The organism is Klebsiella sp. BIGb0399 (assembly GCF_003752615.1).
Classification (GTDB): domain Bacteria; phylum Pseudomonadota; class Gammaproteobacteria; order Enterobacterales; family Enterobacteriaceae; genus Klebsiella; species Klebsiella lignicola.
The window spans coordinates 14,311-33,878 of record NZ_RKHT01000006.1; the positions used below are offsets into that span (position 1 = coordinate 14,311).

Annotated in this window: 18 protein-coding genes; 11 read left to right on the top strand and 7 right to left on the bottom strand. The window is 57.0% G+C overall.

Annotation, left to right across the window (positions count from 1 at the left end):
- Nucleotide 1: 1 nt before the first annotated feature.
- From EDF82_RS10735 to fadE, 5 genes are all read right to left on the bottom strand, one after another.
- Nucleotides 2–1,096, bottom strand: coding sequence for an HlyD family secretion protein (locus EDF82_RS10735; protein WP_123755553.1), 1,095 nt, complete (start codon nt 1,094–1,096; stop codon nt 2–4).
- Nucleotides 1,093–2,616, bottom strand: coding sequence for an efflux transporter outer membrane subunit (locus EDF82_RS10740; protein ID WP_123755554.1), 1,524 nt, complete (start codon nt 2,614–2,616; stop codon nt 1,093–1,095). Before EDF82_RS10740 ends, EDF82_RS10735 begins: the two co-directional genes overlap by 4 nt.
- Nucleotides 2,606–3,733 (bottom strand): AI-2E family transporter, encoded by a 1,128-nt coding sequence (locus tag EDF82_RS10745; protein WP_123755555.1) that lies wholly within the window; start codon nt 3,731–3,733, stop codon nt 2,606–2,608. Before EDF82_RS10745 ends, EDF82_RS10740 begins: the two co-directional genes overlap by 11 nt.
- A 389-nt stretch (nt 3,734–4,122) precedes the next feature.
- Nucleotides 4,123–4,893, bottom strand: a complete 771-nt coding sequence (locus tag EDF82_RS10750; RefSeq protein WP_123756211.1) for an amidohydrolase — start codon at nt 4,891–4,893, stop codon at nt 4,123–4,125.
- A 152-nt stretch (nt 4,894–5,045) separates the two neighbouring features.
- Complete coding sequence (gene fadE, locus EDF82_RS10755) at nt 5,046–7,490, bottom strand: acyl-CoA dehydrogenase FadE (RefSeq protein ID WP_123755556.1); 2,445 nt, start codon at nt 7,488–7,490, stop codon at nt 5,046–5,048.
- Between the two features lie 237 nt (nt 7,491–7,727).
- Here fadE and lpcA point away from each other — a divergent pair, with 237 nt between their 5' ends.
- Both lpcA and EDF82_RS10765 read left to right on the top strand, forming a co-directional pair.
- Nucleotides 7,728–8,309 carry a D-sedoheptulose 7-phosphate isomerase gene (gene lpcA / locus EDF82_RS10760; protein ID WP_123755557.1) on the top strand — a complete coding sequence of 194 codons (582 nt, stop codon included), beginning with the start codon at nt 7,728–7,730 and terminating at the stop codon, nt 8,307–8,309.
- A 127-nt stretch (nt 8,310–8,436) separates the two neighbouring features.
- Nucleotides 8,437–9,204, top strand: coding sequence for a class II glutamine amidotransferase (locus EDF82_RS10765; RefSeq protein ID WP_123755558.1), 768 nt, complete (start codon nt 8,437–8,439; stop codon nt 9,202–9,204).
- Here EDF82_RS10765 and dpaA read toward each other — a convergent pair.
- The gene (dpaA, locus tag EDF82_RS10770) at nt 9,175–9,915 is read right to left on the bottom strand and encodes a peptidoglycan meso-diaminopimelic acid protein amidase (protein WP_123755559.1); all 741 of its coding nucleotides are present in this window, start codon (nt 9,913–9,915) and stop codon (nt 9,175–9,177) included. The two genes, EDF82_RS10765 and dpaA, sit on opposite strands and share 30 nt — an antisense overlap.
- A gap of 412 nt (nt 9,916–10,327) precedes the next feature.
- On the opposite strand from dpaA, the gene EDF82_RS10780 reads away from it, so the two are divergent.
- The 9 genes from EDF82_RS10780 (at nt 10,328) to EDF82_RS10820 (ending at nt 18,036) form a co-directional block, all read left to right on the top strand.
- Nucleotides 10,328–11,671 carry a Na(+)-translocating NADH-quinone reductase subunit A gene (locus EDF82_RS10780; protein WP_123755561.1) on the top strand — a complete coding sequence of 448 codons (1,344 nt, stop codon included), beginning with the start codon at nt 10,328–10,330 and terminating at the stop codon, nt 11,669–11,671.
- Nucleotides 11,672–11,674: 3 nt separating this feature from the next.
- Entirely contained in the window at nt 11,675–12,913 is a 1,239-nt protein-coding gene (locus EDF82_RS10785) for an NADH:ubiquinone reductase (Na(+)-transporting) subunit B (protein WP_123755562.1), read from the top strand.
- Nucleotides 12,906–13,700 carry a Na(+)-translocating NADH-quinone reductase subunit C gene (locus tag EDF82_RS10790; RefSeq protein WP_123755563.1) on the top strand — a complete coding sequence of 265 codons (795 nt, stop codon included), beginning with the start codon at nt 12,906–12,908 and terminating at the stop codon, nt 13,698–13,700. The genes EDF82_RS10785 and EDF82_RS10790 overlap by 8 nt, the downstream gene beginning before the upstream one ends.
- Nucleotides 13,693–14,331 (top strand): NADH:ubiquinone reductase (Na(+)-transporting) subunit D, encoded by a 639-nt coding sequence (locus tag EDF82_RS10795; RefSeq protein WP_123755564.1) that lies wholly within the window; start codon nt 13,693–13,695, stop codon nt 14,329–14,331. The genes EDF82_RS10790 and EDF82_RS10795 overlap by 8 nt, the downstream gene beginning before the upstream one ends.
- A gap of 6 nt (nt 14,332–14,337) precedes the next feature.
- Entirely contained in the window at nt 14,338–14,934 is a 597-nt protein-coding gene (nqrE, locus tag EDF82_RS10800; RefSeq protein ID WP_123755565.1) for an NADH:ubiquinone reductase (Na(+)-transporting) subunit E, read from the top strand.
- Nucleotides 14,935–14,945: 11 nt separating this feature from the next.
- Nucleotides 14,946–16,169 carry an NADH:ubiquinone reductase (Na(+)-transporting) subunit F gene (gene nqrF / locus EDF82_RS10805; protein WP_123755566.1) on the top strand — a complete coding sequence of 408 codons (1,224 nt, stop codon included), beginning with the start codon at nt 14,946–14,948 and terminating at the stop codon, nt 16,167–16,169.
- Between the two features lie 2 nt (nt 16,170–16,171).
- A complete protein-coding gene (nqrM, locus tag EDF82_RS10810; RefSeq protein WP_195723683.1) occupies nt 16,172–16,387 on the top strand; it encodes a (Na+)-NQR maturation NqrM in 216 nt (71 codons plus the stop codon).
- A 135-nt stretch (nt 16,388–16,522) separates the two neighbouring features.
- On the top strand, nt 16,523–17,578 hold the full coding sequence (gene dinB, locus EDF82_RS10815; RefSeq protein ID WP_123755568.1) for a DNA polymerase IV: 1,056 nt from the start codon (nt 16,523–16,525) through the stop codon (nt 17,576–17,578).
- Nucleotides 17,579–17,580: 2 nt separating this feature from the next.
- Nucleotides 17,581–18,036, top strand: a complete 456-nt coding sequence (locus tag EDF82_RS10820) for a GNAT family N-acetyltransferase (protein WP_123755569.1) — start codon at nt 17,581–17,583, stop codon at nt 18,034–18,036.
- Nucleotides 18,037–18,070: 34 nt separating this feature from the next.
- Here EDF82_RS10820 and pepD read toward each other — a convergent pair whose 3' ends face one another.
- Entirely contained in the window at nt 18,071–19,528 is a 1,458-nt protein-coding gene (gene pepD, locus EDF82_RS10825) for a cytosol nonspecific dipeptidase (RefSeq protein ID WP_123755570.1), read from the bottom strand.
- Nucleotides 19,529–19,568 lie beyond the last annotated feature (40 nt).

A 19,568-nucleotide genomic window follows, 5' to 3' on the forward strand; every position in this document is an offset into this window, starting at 1 on the left:
CTTAATAGAGCCAGGAGAACAGGCTCATCAGGCGGATATAGAGCGAGCCCAGAGCGTTGAGCAACCAGTTGGTGCTGGTGTACACCACAATATCGGCCTGCCCGCCAACCCGCAGGCTGGTGGACGGGGGCATATCATTGCTGACGAAAGCTATCTTGACCGGAAAGCGTTGCGCCTGGCGGAGCCAGTCGCGGTTGTTCTCCACCGTGGGGAGCACGCCAGCCGGTTGGGTTTGTGAGGCATTGACGCCATAGCCGATGCTGACGATCTCCCCTTTGAAAAGCTGCCCTGGCATGCTGTCGAGCAGAATAGCCACCTCGTTACCGGGCCGGATGTGTCCGAGATTATTTTCGGTCATGTCGGCGTTGATCCAGACATCATTGATGGCGATCAGCGTCATGACCGGGGCACCGGCTCCCACAAACTGGCCGACTTCGCTGCGTAAATCGGTAATCAGCCCGCCGCTGCCGGCGAGCACGGTACTTTTTTTGCGGTCCAGCTCGGCTTTACGCACCGTTGCGACGGCGCTTAACAGCTGCGAGTTGTCATCTCCGGCAGCGCCAGCGGCTTCGATGGCCCGACGCACGTCGGCGCTCGCGGCGGCCATCTGGCTGCGGGCGGTCTCCCGGGTGGCCTGGGCAATTTCGAGGCGGCGTACGGAAATGGTACCGGGGTCTTCACGGTAGAGTCGCTCCTGACGCTCGGCATCTTTGGCGGCATTCTGGTAAGCGGTGGTGGCGGCCTGCAGACCGGCCTCTGCCGCCACGACGCTTTGGTTGCCGGCTTTCACCGAACTGAGCACCGTGGTGTAGTCCGAGCGCGCCCGCGCCAGGGCGATATCATAAGGCTCTGGGTCAATTTCAAATAACGGCTCACCTGCGCTAACCCGCTGATTGTCCCGAACATAGACCTTCTTGATCTGCCCGGTGACTTCTGCCGCCACCGGGATCACGAAGGCCTGGACCCTGGCCTGGGAGGTATAGGGCGTCAGCCTGTCGGTGACTAAATATCCGCACAAGAGCAACACGATCAGGATAACCAGGCCGATAGCCGTGCGGCGGCTGGCCCGGCCCGCTGAAGAGGATGAGGCATTCATGGCGAAAAACCTTCTGTAGGGGCGGTGGCGGAAGGAAGCGGGGTATTCAGCAGCGGCAGCCAGTTATCACGTTGGCGCAGGTGCGATTCAGTTTCGGCATCGACGAGCGGGCGCTCTCGCCCTTTTTCCCATCCGCCGCCCAGCGCTTTATACAGGGCTATCAGGTCGCGCATCGCCGCGCCGCGGCTGCTGACCAGGCGTTCTTGTTGGTTGAACAGCGCGCGCTGCGAATCGAGCACGCGCTGAAAATCGGCCATTCCCTCACGGTATTGCGTGTTGGCAATCGCCAGAGAGCGGCTGGCGGCGCTCCCCGTCTGGATCAGCAAGGCGATCTCATCTTTATCATTGGCGTAGGCAATGGCCGCATCATCGACCTCGCGGGCGGCCTGAAAGACGGTATCGCGATAGCGTTCGTGAAGCTGAAGAAAGCGGGCATCCTGCACCAGCACCTGATTGCCGAGCCTGCCGCGATCCAGCAGGTTCCAGCTGAAGGTCGGCCCGACCGCCCAGCTCAGCGTGCTATTGGTCTGCGTTTGCCCGCTGATCCCGACGCTGCCGATTAGCGAAATCGACGGGTAAAGATCGCTTTCCGCGACGCCGATCAGCGCCGACTGGGCAGCCAGCTGACGTTCCGCAGCCCTGACATCGGGGCGACGACGCAGCAGATCGGCCGGAATTTCGGAGACTAAAGCGAGTTCTCCCAGCGGGATCTCGCCGGTCCGGGTTGCCATCTCAGGCAGCGGGCCCGGTTTACGTGCCAGTAGCGCGCCCAGGGCATTCTGACTTTGCGCCAGGGCGGTTTCCAACTGGGGAAGGGTGGAGAGCGTCGAGAGGTATTGCGTTTTTGCCTGCTGGACGTCCAGCTCAGCGCTGTTGCCGCTGAGGAATAACCGTTCGGTGATCTGCAGACTGCGCTGCTGGATCTTCGCGTTGCTGCGGGTAATTTGCAGCCGGGCTTCCAGCATGCGGATATTGACGTACCATTGTGCCACCTGGGCGGCCATCAGCACCTGAATATCGTCGTATTGTGCGAGGGTGGCAAAATAGCTGGCGTCAGCGGACTCGACGCCGCGCTGAAACTTGCCCCAGAAGTCAATTTCCCACCCGAGGTTAACGCCGGCGCTGTAGCGACTTCCCGAGCGGTAATCGCCTGAGCGTTGCTGCCCGGTGCGAAGCAGATCGCCGCTGGCGATCGTCGCCTGCGGCCCCAGTAAACTCTCCGCGATACCCAGCTGCGCCCGGGATTCAAGCAGGCGCAAACCGGCGATTTTCACATCCGGGTTTTTGCGCAAGGCCTCGTTGATCAGCGCCGTCAGGGTTGGATCGTTGAGCTGAGTCCACCACTGGGCGTAATCGGCGTAGGTTGAGCGGGAGGTGACCCGCTGGGTCGCCGGCTGCCATTGCGTCAGCTCCGGCGTTTTCGGCGGATGATAGTCGGGTCCCAGCGTCGTGCATGCGCTGATGAGAAGGCAGGCGCCTCCGGTGTACAGGAGGCGCCTGGCATGGCCGTCACGGGGCATCTTTGTCGTCCGGTATGACGACGGTCTGGCTATCGGCAATCTGCCCGTCGTCGACCCAGGACATGAAGATACGGTAGCCAAGAGAGAGCAAGGTCGCGCCAATAAACATCCCAAGAATACCGCTGGCGGCCATCCCCCCTAAGGCGCCGAGCAGCACCACCGGCATCGGGGCATCCACGCCGCGCCCGAGCATCAGAGGCTTCAGCACGTTATCGGCCATCCCGGCAATAATCAGCAAAACGGTATAGACGATATCCATGACGGTGCCGTGATCGCCGAAGCTCCACATCAGAGCGATGGCCGGTGCCGTCACCAGAATCACCGGAATCTGGGCGATCCCAAGGATCAGCGCCAGCACAAAGAAGATCCCCACCGCCGGAATGCCCGCCACGATCATCAGCACGCCCACCAGCAGCGCCTGGATCAGCGCGACGCCGATGACGCCCTGGGCCACCGCGCGAATGGTGCTGGAGCACAATTTCACTAATGACTGGCCCTTTCTCTCATCCGTCAGGCGGATGGCAATGCGTCTGGCACTGTTCGCACCGGCAGCGCCCCACGCCATGATGATACCGGCCACGATAAACGAGAGAATAAAGCCCAGGATGCCTCCGCCCATGCTGGCAAGCACGCTGAGGATGCCTTTGGCGACGTCGCCGATTTGAGTGCGGTAGTTGCTAATCAGACCCGGCAGATCGCTGGAGGCTTTCAACCACAACGCACTTATTTTTTCCCCGACGATAGGTATGGTGGCGACTTTTTCAGGCGGTGGCGGAACGGCGAAGGATTGACCGCTAAGTTTATCGATCATCGTGCTGGCGCTCTCGACGAGGGAGCTAATCATCAGCACCGTTGGCGCGACGATCAATACAATGCCGAGCAGCACAATCAGCGTCGAGGCCCAGCCCTGTTTCCCGCCCAGCTTCACGGCAAAATACTGGTGCAGCGGATAGAGCGTGACCGCCAGGATCACCGCCCACAACATCATATTAATAAACGGTGAAAATACGGTATAGCAGAAGGAGGCTAATGCCAGGATAAGTCCAAAGCGGATGAACATATCCATAAAACGGGCAACCAGTCTTTTTTCAACAATAAGCAGATTATTATTTTCCATAATGGTTTTTTCTCGCTGAGCATGCGCGCACAACCGAGCCGGCCAGGGGCAAAGCCGGACCAGGACTGAGATGGAATCATTTTAAAAAAAACTGAAAGTCATGAAAAATGGGGCACGTTCTTGTTGAATTTTATCCACTTAATGAGTGTAGAACAGAAATAATCCGTCCAGAAAAATATTATTTATACCCGTCATACTTCAAGCTGCATAGGTGTTGGCGGTACCCGCGCACCCCAGTCACTTACCTGTGTAAGCATCCTGGGGATGCACGGCCTTGCCGCCTTTATGCAACTTGAATTTTATTATTGTTGTCGCCGGGGAAGAAAAATGCCGGGCAGGGGAGTGGTGATATGGTGGTTTCCCCCCGGCCAGCGGGGGGATGCGGGGGATCAGTTCAGGGTAAACGGATCCGCGTCCTGCCAGGCAGGAAATTTCTCGCGATACTCTTTCAGCGCCGTCAGTGACAGTTCGGCATCCAGGCGGGTGGCCTGATGGGGATCTGCGGTAGCCAGAATTTCACCTTGTGGGCTGATAATACGGCTATCACCACGGTAGTGGTGACCATTGCCATCCGTGCCGACGCGGTTGCAACCGGCAACGTAAGCCTGATTCTCGATGGCGCGAGCCACCAGCAGGGACTGCCAGTGCAGCGAGCGCGGGGCTGGCCAGTTGGCAACGTAGAGCGCTAAATCATAGTCGTTATGGTTACGCGACCATACCGGGAAACGCAGGTCATAACAGACCAACGGCAGAATCCGCCAGCCGCGCCATTCAAATACCACCCGCTCGTTGCCCGCCTCATAATGATGATGTTCTTCGGCCATGCGGAACAGGTGACGTTTATCATAGAAGTGGAGGGTGCCGTCAGGGGTTACCAGCAGGAAACGGTTGACCGGGCCGCGTTCGGTTTGCAGGGCGGCGCTGCCGGCAATCAGGGCGTTGGTTTGCACCGCTTTGGCCTGCATCCAGTCAACCACCTCGTGTTGCGGCATCGACTGCTTTGCGGCCTCCATGGCAAATCCGGTGGTGAACATTTCCGGTAAAACAATGATGTCACGTCCGGTAATATCTTCCAGTTGACGGTCGAAATGGCGCAGGTTGGCTGGACCATCCATCCATACCAGCGGTTGTTGTAACAACGTAATTTTCAGGCCAGGCACAGTGGTGAACTCCATCATCATTAGGGCATCAGGGTAATTTTAACACCATATCAGTCTCTCGATATCTTGCGGAATTTTTTGTTAAAAAAATGAAAAAAGGCGGGGGAAATCCCCCGCCCTGGTGGTGCTCGTGATGTGGTTAGTGTCTTATTTTATGCTGCTTCAGTCTTACGGAACTGCTGTTGCTGCTTTACCGGCCTGGTGGCTAACTCCTCAGGGGCGAAATCGTCAACGTTAATGCTGCGCAGACGGCTGGTTTCCGCACGGGTCAGCGTGTTGGCTTCATCCTGATCGATTAATCCTTTGGCCAGCGCGTTGCGAGCCAGCTCATCGAGGCGCGTAAACGGCAGGTTTTTGCCCAGCTCTTTACAGATACGCTGATGAATCGGATCGGCGGCCATCACATCCAGCAGCGCGGCTTCCAGCAGACCAACCGGGTTGTGCTCGTCCGGCGTCAGGTACTGACCACGACCGATGCGAGAACGGGTAGCGCTCGGTTCCTGCAGAATTTTTGCTACCTTATGGTCCAGCTTATCGGACGGCGCCTGATAGTGGCGACCGGTCGGGAAGATAGCGAGGCGCAGGGCACCGGCCACCAGACGATTCGGGAAGTTTTTCAGCAGTTCATCAATGGCCTGTTCTGCCTGATACAGTGCATCCTGAACGCCCCAATGAACCAGCGGGAGATCGGCCTCATTGCGGCCTTCATCGTCATAGCGTTTCAGCACCGCCGAGGCGAGATAGAGCTGGCTCAAAACATCACCCAGACGGGCAGAAATACGTTCGCGACGCTTCAGACTGCCGCCAAGTACCGCCATGGAAACGTCGGACAGCAGCGCCAGGTTGGCGCTCAGACGGTTCATGTGCTGGTAGTAACGACGCGTGCTATCGCGAGTCGGGGTGCTGCTGGTGCGCCCGCGGGTCAGCCCCAGCCAGAAACTACGGACTTTATTGCTACCGACATGGCCGATGTGCTTAAACAGCAGCTTGTCGAAAGCCGTCACGTCATTGTTCTGCGCGGCGGCCATTTCATCCAGCACATACGGATGGCAACGAATCGCCCCCTGGCCGAAGATCATCATGCTGCGGGTCAGAATGTTGGCCCCTTCCACGGTGATGGCGATCGGCGCCCCCTGATAGGCACGGGCCAGGAAGTTACCTTCGCCGAGCATGATGCCTTTCCCGCCGGTGATATCCATCGCGTCGATGATCGAGCGCTGTCCACGGTGAGTACAGTGATACTTCACGATAGCCGACAGCACCGCCGGTTTTTCGCCGAGCATAATGCCGTAGGTGATCAGGGATGCGGCGGCATCCATGACGTAGGCGTTACCGGCAATACGTGCCAGAGGCTCTTCAATACCTTCCATTTTACCGATGGAAATTTTGAACTGACGACGAATGTGGGCATAGGCCCCGGTCGCCATGGCGACGGATTTCAGCCCGCCGGTAGCATTCGACGGCAGGGTGATGCCGCGTCCAACGGACAGGCATTCGACCAGCATCCGCCAGCCCTGACCGGCCATGGTCGGGCCGCCGATGATGTAATCGATAGGGACGAAAATGTCTTTACCCTGAGTCGGACCGTTCTGGAACGGGACGTTCAGCGGGAAGTGGCGACGGCCGATTTCAACGCCTGGGGTGGTGGTAGGGATCAGGGCGCAGGTGATGCCCAGCTCCTCTTCGCCGCCGAGCAGGCGGTCCGGGTCAGAAAGTTTAAACGCCAGCCCCAGCACGGTGGCGATAGGCGCGAGGGTGATATAGCGTTTGTTCCAGCTCAGGCGCATACCCAGCACCTGCTCGCCGTGCCATTCGCCCATGCAGACCACGCCGGTATCCGGGATGGCGCCAGCATCAGAACCCGCTTCCGGGCTGGTGAGGGCAAAGCACGGAATTTCCTGACCACGCGCCAGACGCGGCAGATAGTGGTTTTTCTGCTCGTCGGTGCCGTAATGTTGCAGCAGTTCGCCCGGGCCTAAGGAGTTCGGTACGCCGACGGTAATCGCCAGAATGCCGGAAACGCCGGAGAGCTTTTGCAGCACGCGAGACTGAGCGTAAGCGGAGAATTCCAGGCCGCCGTACTCTTTTTTAATGATCATCGCAAAGAAGCGATGCTCTTTCAGATAGGCCCACAGCTCCGGCGGTAAGTCGGCCAGCTCGTGGGTGATTTCGAAGTCGTTCGCCATGCGGCAGGCTTCTTCGACCGGACCGTCGATGAACGCTTGCTCTTCAGCGGTCAGACGCGGCTGCGGATAGTTGTGCAGCTTCTGCCAGTCCGGCGTACCGCGGAACAGGTCGCCTTCCCACCAGGTGGTCCCGGCATCGATGGCTTCTTTCTCGGTCCGTGACATCGGCGGCATGACCTTGCGGAACGCCCGGAATGCCGGCGCCGAGAACAGTGATTTGCGCATTGGCGCAAAGTTAAACGGCAGCAGAATAATCGCCAGCGGCAACAGCAGCCAGATATTCCACAGGCCGGCAACGCTGAGCGCCGCGGTCCAGGCAAGCAAAATTGCACTGCTCAGCAGGAGATTGACCCGGTGGTAGAACAGCGCACCGAGCAGAACAACGGTTGCAACAATACTCAAAATCATCATAGAGAAATGCCCCTGTCTTGTAGGAGGTCTGACCACTTGTGATGATATGGTTGTAGTGGATGTGATTCTCTTTAGCAATGTGTTTACAAAATAATTACAACCTCGCTCACATTGTTGTTCGTAAAAGCGGCACGTAAAATCAAAAGCACGGTGGATTACGCTGCCTGCTGCTTCTCGCCTCGCCGGCTATCCGGTACACTGCCAGGGTTATTCCACTCATACTGAAGGATTATCCTCATGTACCAGGATCTTATTCGTAACGAACTGAACGAAGCAGCGGAAACGCTGGCTAACTTTCTGCAGGATGACGCTAATATCCACGCGATTCAGCGTGCTGCGGTACTGCTGGCAGATAGCTTTAAGGCCGGCGGTAAAGTCCTTTCCTGCGGTAACGGCGGTTCCCACTGCGATGCGATGCACTTTGCGGAAGAACTGACCGGGCGCTATCGTGAGAATCGCCCTGGCTACCCGGCGATTGCGATTTCAGACGTCAGCCACCTGTCCTGCGTCAGTAACGATTTTGGCTATGAGTACGTTTTCTCCCGTTACGTCGAGTCCGTGGGTCGCTCCGGCGATGTACTGCTGGGGATCTCCACTTCCGGTAACTCCGGCAACGTTATCAAGGCCATTGAAGCGGCGCGTGCGCAGGGGATGAAAGTCATCACCCTGACCGGCAAAGACGGTGGCAAAATGGCCGGGTCCGCCGATGTTGAAATCCGCGTGCCGCATTTTGGTTATGCCGATCGCATTCAGGAAATTCACATCAAAGTGATCCATATTCTGATCATGCTGATCGAAAAAGAGATGGTTAAAGCTTAAAAGGCGAGTGGGTTCGCCATGCTCTTGCGGGCAGTGCTGTTGGCCGCGAACGGGCAACAAGCCTGGCCGCATCCGGATGGAAAGAACCCGCCCTTTTGTGTGTAAGCTGCGTGGTATGAGGTGATGTATGTGCGAATTGCTCGGGATGAGCGCGAATGTGCCCACAGATATTTGTTTTAGCTTTACCGGGCTGGTCCAGCGCGGTGGCGGAACCGGCCCGCATAAAGATGGCTGGGGTATCACCTTCTATGAAGGTAAAGGCTGTCGTACATTCAAAGATCCTCAGCCAAGCTTCCAGTCGCCCATCGCGAAACTGGTGCAAGACTATCCCATCAAATCATGCTCGGTGATTGCCCATATTCGTCAGGCAAACCGCGGTATTGTCGCGCTGGAAAATACCCATCCCTTTACCCGTGAACTGTGGGGTCGCAACTGGACCTATGCGCATAACGGCCAGTTAGAAGGTTATGAATCCCTGGAAACGGGCAACCTTCAGCCGGTAGGGGAAACCGACAGCGAAAAAGCGTTTTGCTGGTTACTGCACTGCCTCACGGAACGTTATTCGGGGACGCCGGATGACATGGTTGAAGCGTTCAGTTACATCGCTACGCTGGCGGGTACGCTGCGGGAAAAAGGCGTATTCAATATGCTGCTGTCGGATGGGCGATACGTGATGGCGTTCTGCTCAACGAACCTGTACTGGATTACGCGGCGCGCGCCGTTTGGCGTGGCCACGCTGCTGGATCAGGATGTGGAAATCGATTTTCAGCGAGAGACCACACCGAACGATGTGGTCTCTGTTATCGCGACTCAGCCGCTGACCGGCAATGAGACCTGGAATAAAATCATGCCAGGCGAGTGGGCGTTATTTTGCCTGGGGGACCGTGTAGTTTGATGCCAGCTGCGGCTGGATAACTTCATGGCTAAGCGGTTTGCTTACCACGTAACGGCCATCCATCACCGAGATAACCGGTGGTTTGCGGGTTTGCTGGAAATAGTCGTAGCCTGGCTTCAGCTGTTTCCAGAAATCGGCAAAGTAAGAGTATTTATGGCGTTCCATATTGGCGTTGGTCATGCGGAAAGGATAAATGCTGACCTGGACGTTTGACTGGCCAAACACTAACGCGCCGGTGACAAACTGGAAAATCTCGTCAATACCGTCATCGGTCATGGCATAGCAACCCACCGACACACAGGCACCGTGAATCATCAGGTACTTGCCTTCATAACCATGCGCGCGATCGTAGGCGTTTGGGAAGCCGATATTAATCGCTTTATAGAACCGGCTATCCGGTTTGAGCTGGCCGCGTGTGATGTTGTAAAAACCCTCAGGACTTTTGAAGTCGCCCTGACGCTGCTTCGGCCCAAGACCACCGGAATAGTTACAGATTCGGTAGCTGTCGAGGAGCTGGTAGGTTTCACCCATTTTGACGTAAAGATCGAGCATGCGCTCTTCTTTGAAGATCTCGATGTAAACCGGGGAGCCCATCAATTGTTGCTTATATTCTTTGCTAACCGGCGTCGTCGAGCCACCATTGCTGAGTAACCCAGCAAATGAAACGCACGGCAACAGAAGCATCGCAATAAACAATGCGATTTTGCGCATACTGCATGTTCCTTGATAAACCAAAAACAATATTGCCAGGACGGCAAGAGAGACCCGAAATCAGACTTGTCTGGATTTAGAGCGCTCACATTAGCATCACGGCAGTTTTTCGCAAGCGCAGCGTTGCTGCTTTTACAATTTAGTTCCCCTTTATAACTAATCCCGGATGAAAGCGCAGTCAGAACTTTGCGCAACATGTCTCATTTTGTAGCTACGCTGTCACAGTTTATCTACAGCAGGTACGTATGAAATGTTACACTTCCCCCGCTTAACGATCAGGGTAAGAAAGGATGCTTCTCTCCCGTCTTGTGAATCGCCAGGACCACGCTTCTCCTTATTTCTCTGATTTCCCATCAATGTTGCTGGCCTCGGTCTGATACCGGGGTTTAGGTTACGGATACCTGCTAACGATATGATTAAAATCACGAAAGGGCTGACTTTGCCCATAGCTGGCATGCCATCACAGCAGATAACTTCACAGGTTGCGGTTAAACGCGTCGCGCTGTTGGGCGAAGAGTACGTCGGCATGCGTCCCTCATTAGCCGTCCGTGAAGGTGACCGGGTGCAAAAAGGGCAGACGCTGTTCGAGGACAAAAAGAATCCCGGCGTCTGCTTTACCGCGCCAGCCGCTGGCGTGATTAGCGCCATCCATCGCGGCGAGCGCCGGGTTCTGCAATCCATTGTGATCGATGTTGACGGCGACGATGCCGTTCAGTTTCCCCGTTATGCGCCTGACGATCTTGCCGGGCTGTCGCGGGAAACGGTGCAGCAGCAGCTGCTGACTTCCGGGATGTGGACCGCGCTGCGGACGCGTCCGTTCAGTAAAACCCCGGCACCGAACAGCGTTCCGGCGGCGATATTCGTTACCGCCATCGATACCAACCCGCTGGCCGCCGATCCTCAACCGATTATTTTCGCCCAGCGCGAAGCCTTCGACGCCGGCCTCACCCTGCTGGCGAGCCTGACGGACGGCAAAGTGCATGTTTGCCAGGCCAGCGGCGGCAAGCTTGGCGGCCACCGCTCGGGGCAGGTGACCTTTAACCAGTTCGCCGGGCCGCATCCGGCGGGGCTGGCGGGCACCCATATCCATTTCCTTGAGCCAGTCAGCCTGACAAAGCAGGTCTGGCACCTGAATTATCAGGATGCGATCGCCATCGGCCGGCTGTTCCTTGAAGGGGAGCTCTCCAGCGAGCGGGTAATTGCGCTTGGCGGTCCGCAGGTCAAAGAGCCGCGGCTGATAAAAACCTGCTGCGGCGTGAGCCTTGATGAACTGCTGGCAGGGGAGCTGCTCGACGGCGAGAACCGCGTTATTTCAGGCTCGGTTCTGAGCGGGACCCGCGCACAGGGGCCGCATGCGTTCCTTGGCCGCTTCCACCTGCAGGTGAGCGTGGTCAAAGAGGGCCGAGAAAAAGAGCTGTTTGGCTGGGTGATGCCAGGCAAAGACAAATTCTCGATTACCCGCACCACGCTTGGCCATTTCCTCAAGCACAAGCTGTTCAACTTCTCGACCGATACCAACGGTGGCGAGCGCTCCATGGTGCCGATTGGCAACTATGAGCGAGTAATGCCGCTGGATATTCTGCCCACCATATTGCTGCGTGACCTGCTGGCGGGTGATACCGACAGCGCGCAGGCGTTGGGCTGCCTGGAGCTGGATGAAGAAGATCTGGCATTGTGCACTTACGTCTGCCCCGGCAAGTATGAATATGGCCCGGCGCTGCGTAGCGTGTTAACCCAGATTGAGCAGGAAGGATAAGTGATGGGCTTGAAGCAACTGATCGACAAAATTGAGCCGCACTTTACACATGGCGGTAAGCTGGAAAAATACTACCCGCTGTTCGAAGCGACGGCGACGCTGTTCTATACCCCAGGCCAGGTGACCCGGGGAGCGGCGCACGTCCGCGATGCCATCGACCTCAAGCGCATGATGATTCTGGTCTGGTTTGCGGTGTTCCCGGCCATGTTCTGGGGGATGTACAACGTCGGCCTGCAAACTATTCCGGCGCTGGACAAACTGTACGGCGCGGAACAGCTGCAGCAGGTTATCGCCAACAACTGGCACTACAGCGTGGCCCAGTGGCTGGGGGTAAGCTTCAGCGCAGACGCGGGCTGGCTCAGCATGATGACGCTGGGCGCGGTGTTTTTCTTCCCGGTCTATATCACGGTATTCCTGGTCGGTGGGTTCTGGGAAGTGCTGTTTGCTATCGTGCGTAAGCACGAGATCAACGAAGGCTTCTTCGTCACCTCGATTCTGTTCGCCCTGATTGTTCCGCCAACCTTGCCGCTGTGGCAGGCGGCGCTGGGGATTACCTTCGGTGTTGTCATCGCCAAGGAAATTTTCGGCGGTACCGGGCGTAACTTCCTCAACCCGGCGCTGGCGGGGCGTGCGTTCCTGTTCTTCGCCTATCCGGCGCAAATCTCCGGTGACCTGGTGTGGACCGCGGCGGATGGCTTCTCCGGTGCGACGCCGCTGTCCCAGTGGGCGAGCGGCGGTGGCGAGGCATTAGTAAATGTCACCAGCGGCCAACCCGTTAGCTGGATGGACGCCTTCCTGGGCAATATTCCCGGCTCTATTGGTGAAGTGTCGACGCTGATGATCCTGATCGGCGGGGCGATTATTATTTTCGGACGCATCGCCTCCTGGCGCATCGTCGCCGGGGTCATGATTGGCATGATCGCCACGGCGACGCTGTTCAATTTCATTGGCTCGTCCACTAACCCGATGTTTTCCATGCCGTGGTACTGGCACCTGGTGCTGGGCGGTTTCGCCTTCGGCATGATGTTTATGGCGACAGACCCGGTGTCGGCGTCATTTACCGATAAAGGGAAATGGAGCTATGGCCTGCTGATCGGCGTGATGTGCGTGCTGATCCGCGTGGTCAACCCGGCCTATCCGGAAGGGATGATGCTGGCGATCCTCTTCGCCAACCTCTTTGCGCCGCTGTTTGATTACCTGGTGGTGCAGGCCAATATTAAGCGGAGGAAATCGCGTGGCTGAGAAAAAAAGTAACGATAGCATCGGCAAAACGCTGCTGGTGGTGCTGGTGCTTTGCCTGGTCTGCTCTATCGTGGTCGCCGGCTCTGCGGTTGGCCTGAAGTCGCGTCAGCAGGAGCAGCGCGCGCTGGATAAACAACGCAACATTCTGGCGGTCTCCGGGTTGATGAAACCGGACATGACTACAGATGAAGTGGCCGCCGTCTTTGCTGCCCGAATCTCCCCGCGGCTGGTGAATTTAACCACCGGCGAGCTGCTGGATCAGGACCCGGGTAAATTTAATCAGTCGCAGGCGCTGAAAGACCCGGAGCAAAGTATCGCGCTTGATGCCAGCCAGGATCCGGCTGGGATTAAGCGCCGCAGCAATCTGGCGGAAATTTACCTGGTGCGCGATGAAAAGCAGCAGGTTCAGGAAGTGGTGCTCCCGGTCTACGGCAACGGTCTGTGGTCGATGATGTACGCTTTCGTCGCGATGGACACCGATGGCCGCACGGTTAAAGGCATCACTTATTACGATCAGGGCGAAACGCCGGGGCTCGGGGGCGAAGTCGAAAACCCGAACTGGCGCCAGCAGTTCGTCGGTAAGCAGGCGCTGGATGACAACGGTCACCCTGCGCTGAAAGTGGTGAAAGGCGGAGCACGAGCGGGTGATATTCACGCCGTTGACGGGCTGTCCGGTGCGACGCTGACCTCAAATGGCGTGCAGCATAGCTTTGATTTCTGGATGGGCGAAATGGGTTTTGGCCCGTTCCTGAAAAAGGTTCGTGAGGGGGTGCTGAATAATGGCTGAACAGGGCGAAATGAAAGAGATGAAGCGGGTGCTGGTCGGGCCGCTCGTCGCGAATAACCCGATTGCATTGCAGGTGCTGGGCGTCTGTTCCGCACTGGCGGTGACCACTAAGCTTGAGACCGCATTTGTGATGACCATCGCGGTGACGCTGGTAACGGCGTTCTCCAGCATGTTTATCTCCATGATCCGTCACCATATTCCCAACAGCGTGCGCATCATTGTGCAGATGGCCATTATTGCCTCGCTGGTTATCGTGGTCGATCAGCTGCTGCGCGCTTTTGCCTATGAGATCTCCAAACAGCTGTCGGTGTTTGTCGGGCTGATCATCACCAACTGTATCGTGATGGGGCGTGCGGAAGCCTATGCCATGAAGTCGCCGCCGATGGCCAGCTTTATGGACGGTATCGGCAACGGCCTCGGTTATGGCGCGATCCTGATGATTGTTGGCTTCCTGCGTGAGCTTATCGGCAGCGGCAAGCTGTTTGGTATCACCGTGCTGGAAACGGTACAGAACGGGGGCTGGTATCAGCCAAACGGGCTGTTTTTGCTGGCGCCGAGCGCGTTTTTCATTATCGGTCTGCTGATCTGGGCGCTGCGTAGCTGGAAGCCTGAACAGCAGGAAAAGGAGTAACCGATTATGGCTCATTACATTAGCCTGTTTGTGCGCGCCGTGTTTGTTGAGAATATGGCGTTGGCCTTCTTCCTCGGGATGTGTACCTTCCTTGCGGTGTCGAAAAAGGTCTCTACGGCGTTTGGCCTGGGCGTTGCCGTCACGGTGGTGCTGGGGCTGGCGGTGCCGATCAACAATCTGGTCTACAACCTGGTGCTGCGCGACGGCGCGCTGGCGGACGGTGTCGATCTCAGCTTCCTGAACTTTATCACCTTCATCGGCGTTATCGCCGCGCTGGTGCAGATTCTGGAGATGATCCTCGATAAGTATTTCCCGGCGTTGTACAACGCGCTGGGGATCTTCTTACCGCTGATCGCCGTGAACTGCGCCATCTTCGGCGGCGTCTCCTTTATGGTGCAGCGTGACTACAACTTCCCTGAATCCATCGTCTACGGCTTCGGTTCCGGCATCGGCTGGATGCTGGCCATTGTCGCGATGGCGGGCATTCGTGAAAAAATGAAGTACGCAAATGTGCCCGCCGGTCTGCGCGGGTTAGGGATCACCTTTATTACCACGGGTCTGATGGCGCTGGGCTTTATGTCATTCTCCGGTGTGCAGCTATAAGGGCGGAAAGTATGGAAATTATTCTTGGCGTAGTGATGTTCACGCTGATCGTGCTGGTGTTGTCGGGGCTGATCCTGGTGGCGCGATCGAAGCTGGTCAACGCCGGTGATGTGGTCATTGAAATCAACAATGAAGCGGATAAACAGATCCGTACCCCGGCGGGCGATAAGCTGCTGAACACGCTGTCCAGTAACGGCATCTTCGTCTCTTCAGCCTGCGGGGGCGGCGGTTCCTGTGGCCAGTGCCGGGTGACGATAAAAGAGGGCGGCGGCGATATCCTGCCTACTGAACTGTCCCACATTACCAAGCGTGAGGCGAAAGAGGGCTGTCGTCTGGCCTGCCAGGTCGCGGTAAAACAAAACATGAAGATCGAGCTGCCGGAAGAGATCTTCGGGGTGAAAAAATGGGAGTGTGAAGTTATCTCGAATGATAACAAAGCAACTTTCATTAAGGAGCTCAAGCTGCGGGTACCGGATGGCGAAGCCGTTCCGTTCCGCGCCGGTGGCTATATCCAGATTGAGTGCCCGTCGCACAAAGTGGCCTACGCGGACTTCGATGTGCCGGACGAGTACCGTTCTGACTGGGATAAATTCAACCTGTTCCGTTACGTTTCCGACGTCAAAGAGCCGACGCTGCGCGCCTACTCCATGGCGAACTACCCGGATGAGAAAGGCATAATTATGCTTAACGTGCGTATCGCCACGCCGCCACCGAAGGTTCCGGACGCCCCGCCGGGGATTATGTCTTCGTATATCTGGTCGCTGAAAGCCGGTGATAAGGTGACGATTTCCGGGCCGTTTGGCGAGTTCTTTGCCAAAGACACCGACGCTGAAATGGTCTTTATCGGCGGCGGTGCGGGTATGGCGCCGATGCGTTCGCATATTTTCGACCAGCTGAAACGGCTGCACAGTAAGCGTAAAATCAGCTTCTGGTACGGTGCGCGTTCGCTGCGTGAAATGTTCTACGATGACGAGTTTGAACAGCTGGCCCGTGAGAATCCGAACTTCACCTTCCACGTTGCTCTGTCCGACCCACTGCCGGAAGACAACTGGAACGGCCATACCGGCTTTATTCACAACGTGCTGTATGAAAACTACCTGCGCGATCACCCGGCCCCGGAAGACTGCGAGTTCTATATGTGCGGGCCGCCGGTGATGAATGCCGCGGTGATCAAGATGCTGAAAGATCTTGGCGTTGAGGATGAAAACATCATGCTGGATGACTTTGGAGGTTGATGATGTTGACGGTGTTTGTGGCAACCTTTGTGATTTTCGCGCTGGTGATCCTCGGGATGTCTCTGGGGTATCTGATCAAGCGTAAAAGCATCCAGGGTAGCTGTGGCGGTATCACTGCGCTGGGAATCGAAAAGGTGTGTGATTGCCCTGAGCCGTGCGATGCGCGTAAAAAACGCCTGGCCCGCGAGGCGCAACGCCAGCAAAACCGTATTATCTAAGCGTCTCTTGCTCCCCTGATGCCCGGCAGCGCATAGCGATGCCGGGCATTTTCTTTATGTCAGCGCGATCCTCGTACACTTCTCATTCACCTCATTTATGCTGTATACTTGTCCAGTGGTAAGTGGGGGCTCACTATGCGTAAAATCATTCATGTCGATATGGACTGCTTCTTTGCGGCGGTCGAGATGCGTGACAACCCGGCGCTACGGGATATCCCGATCGCCATCGGCGGCAGCCGGGTACAGCGCGGCGTTATCAGTACGGCCAACTATCCGGCGCGTAAATTTGGCGTGCGTAGCGCCATGCCTACCGCGATGGCCCTCAAACTGTGCCCGCATCTGACGCTGCTGCCCGGCCGCTTTGATGCCTACAAGGCCGCGTCATCGCATATTCGCGAAATATTCTCACGCTACACCTCGCTGATTGAACCGCTGTCGCTGGATGAAGCCTATCTCGACGTCAGTGACAGCCTTCACTGTCAGGGATCGGCCACGCTGATGGCCGAAGAGATCCGCCGGACCATTTTCGACGAACTCCAACTGACCGCCTCCGCCGGGATCGCACCGGTCAAATTTTTAGCCAAGATTGCCTCCGACATGAATAAGCCCAACGGCCAGTTTGTGATTGCGCCGCATCAGGTCGCAGAATTTGTGCGCACGTTGCCGCTGGCGAAGATCCCCGGAGTGGGGAAGGTCTCGGCCGCGAAGCTGGAAGGCATGGGGTTGCGTACCTGCGAAGATGTCCAGAAAAGCGACCTGGCAATGCTGCTCCAGCGCTTTGGCAAACTTGGTCGTATCCTGTGGGAGCGCAGCCAGGGAATCGACGAGCGCGAGATCAACAATACCCGGCAGCGTAAATCGGTGGGCGTTGAGCGTACCCTGATGGAGGACATTCATGAGTGGGCCGATTGCGAGGCGATCATCGAAAACCTCTACCAGGAGCTGGAACGGCGGCTGGTGAAGGTCAAACCGGACCTGCTGATCGCCCGTCAGGGAGTGAAGCTGAAATTTAATGATTTTCAGCTGACCACCCAGGAGCATGTCTGGCCGCGGCTGAACAAAGCCGATCTCATTTCAACGGCCCATAAAACCTGGCATGAGCGGCGGGGCGGCCGCGGGGTCAGGCTGGTGGGATTACACGTCACGTTGCTCGACCCGCAACTCGAGCGACAGCTGGTATTAGGATTATAACGATGCTGACGATCAGGCTGTATCAGGAAAACGACTTTGCGGCGCTGTGCGCCCTGTTTCTACGGGCGATTCAACAGACCGCCAGCGAGGATTATTCCCCACCGCAGATTGCCGCCTGGGCGCAGGTGGATGAGGCGCGCTGGCGGCAAAAAATGGCGCAATCTCAGGTATGGGTGGCGTTGCTTGACCAGCAGCCGGTAGGGTTTATTACCGCCGTGGACCACTATATCGATTTACTGTTCGTTTCCCCGGACCATAGCCGTCAGGGCATTGCCAGCCGGTTACTCGAGACACTTTCTGCGCAGATCCCGTCCGGTACGCTGACGGTGGAGGCGAGCATCACGGCCAAACCGTTTTTTGAGCGTCATGGATTCAGGGTGGTGGAACAGCAGCACGTGGAGGTTCGCGGGGAGACGTTGATCAATTACCGAATGGAGAAGGTGAGGTCGCCCGGATAAACGTTCATCCGGGCGAGGTTGACGCAGGTAAAACTTATTTTGCCGGAATCGCTTTCAGCAGTTCCGTCAGCAGCGTCCAGTACTGGCCCACGCTTTCGATATGCACCTGCTCATCCGGGGAGTGCGGACCGGTAATGGTTGGCCCGATAGAGACCATGTCCATTTCCGGGTACGGTTTTTTGAACAGACCGCACTCCAGCCCCGCGTGGATAATCTGGATGTTCGGGGTTTTGTTAAACAGACGCTGGTAGGTTTCACGCACCAGATGCATCACCGGTGAGTTAGCATCCGGCTGCCAGCCAGGGTAGGCGCCTTTCGCCTGGGTTTTGGCTCCGGCCAGTTTACCCAGTGAATCCAGCATGCTGACGACATAGTCTTTGCCGCTGTCGATCAGCGAGCGGATCAGGCAGTGGATCTCAACGTTGTCATCGGTCATGGTCACAACACCGACGTTCAGAGAGGTTTCTACCACCCCTTTGGCCACGTCGGAATTACGGATCACGCCGTTTGGCGTGGCGTTCAGCAGACGGACAAAGCCATCGCGGGACGCCGCCGTCAGCGCGGCTTTATCGTTGGTGACCGCATCCAGCAGCAGCACCAGGTTCTTCTCTTTCGCCGCCAGCTCATTTTTCAGGATATCCTGGTAGGTATTCACCAGCGCGGTCAGGTGCTGTACCTGGTCAGCCGCCACGGCGAGGGTGGCGAAAGCTTCACGCGGAATGGCGTTACGCAGCGTACCGCCGTTGAAATCCACCAGGCGCAGGTCCAGCTCTTGTGCATGACCGGCGAGGAAGCGGGCCAGCAGCTTGTTGGCATTGCCCAGACCGACGTGAATTTCACCACCGGAGTGGCCGCCTTTCAGCCCTTTTAAGGTCAGCTTGAAGCTCTGGAAGCCTGCCGGAATCGCTTCACGGGTCAGGGCCAGATTCGACGTAAAGTCGATACCGCCGGCGCAACCCATATAGATTTCGCCCTCTTCTTCAGAGTCGGTATTGATCAGGATGTCTGCCTGCAGCCAGTTAGCCTGCAGACCGAACGCGCCGTCCATGCCGGCTTCTTCGGTCATGGTCAGCAGCACTTCCAGCGGGCCGTGGACCACGCTGTCATCAGCCAGCACCGCCAGCGCGGACGCCATACCGATGCCGTTATCTGCGCCCAGGGTGGTGCCGCGCGCTTTGACCCACTCGCCGTCGATGTACGGCTGGATAGGATCTTTGGTGAAGTCGTGAACGGTATCGTTGTTTTTCTGCGGCACCATATCGAGGTGCGCCTGCAGGACCACCGGTTTACGGTTTTCCATACCGGCAGTGGCAGCCTTACGAATCAGAATGTTGCCAACCTGGTCGCGTTCTGCGTGTAAGCCTTTTTCTTTTGCCCAGCCCATGATGTGTTCAGCGAGTTGTTCTTCGTGATAGGACGGATGGGGAATGGAGCAGATTTTGGCAAAAATATCCCATAGCGGTTGCGGGGATAATTGAGACAATTCAGACACGATGAGTCTCCTTACGATCGCCTGCAAAAATCTTTTACAG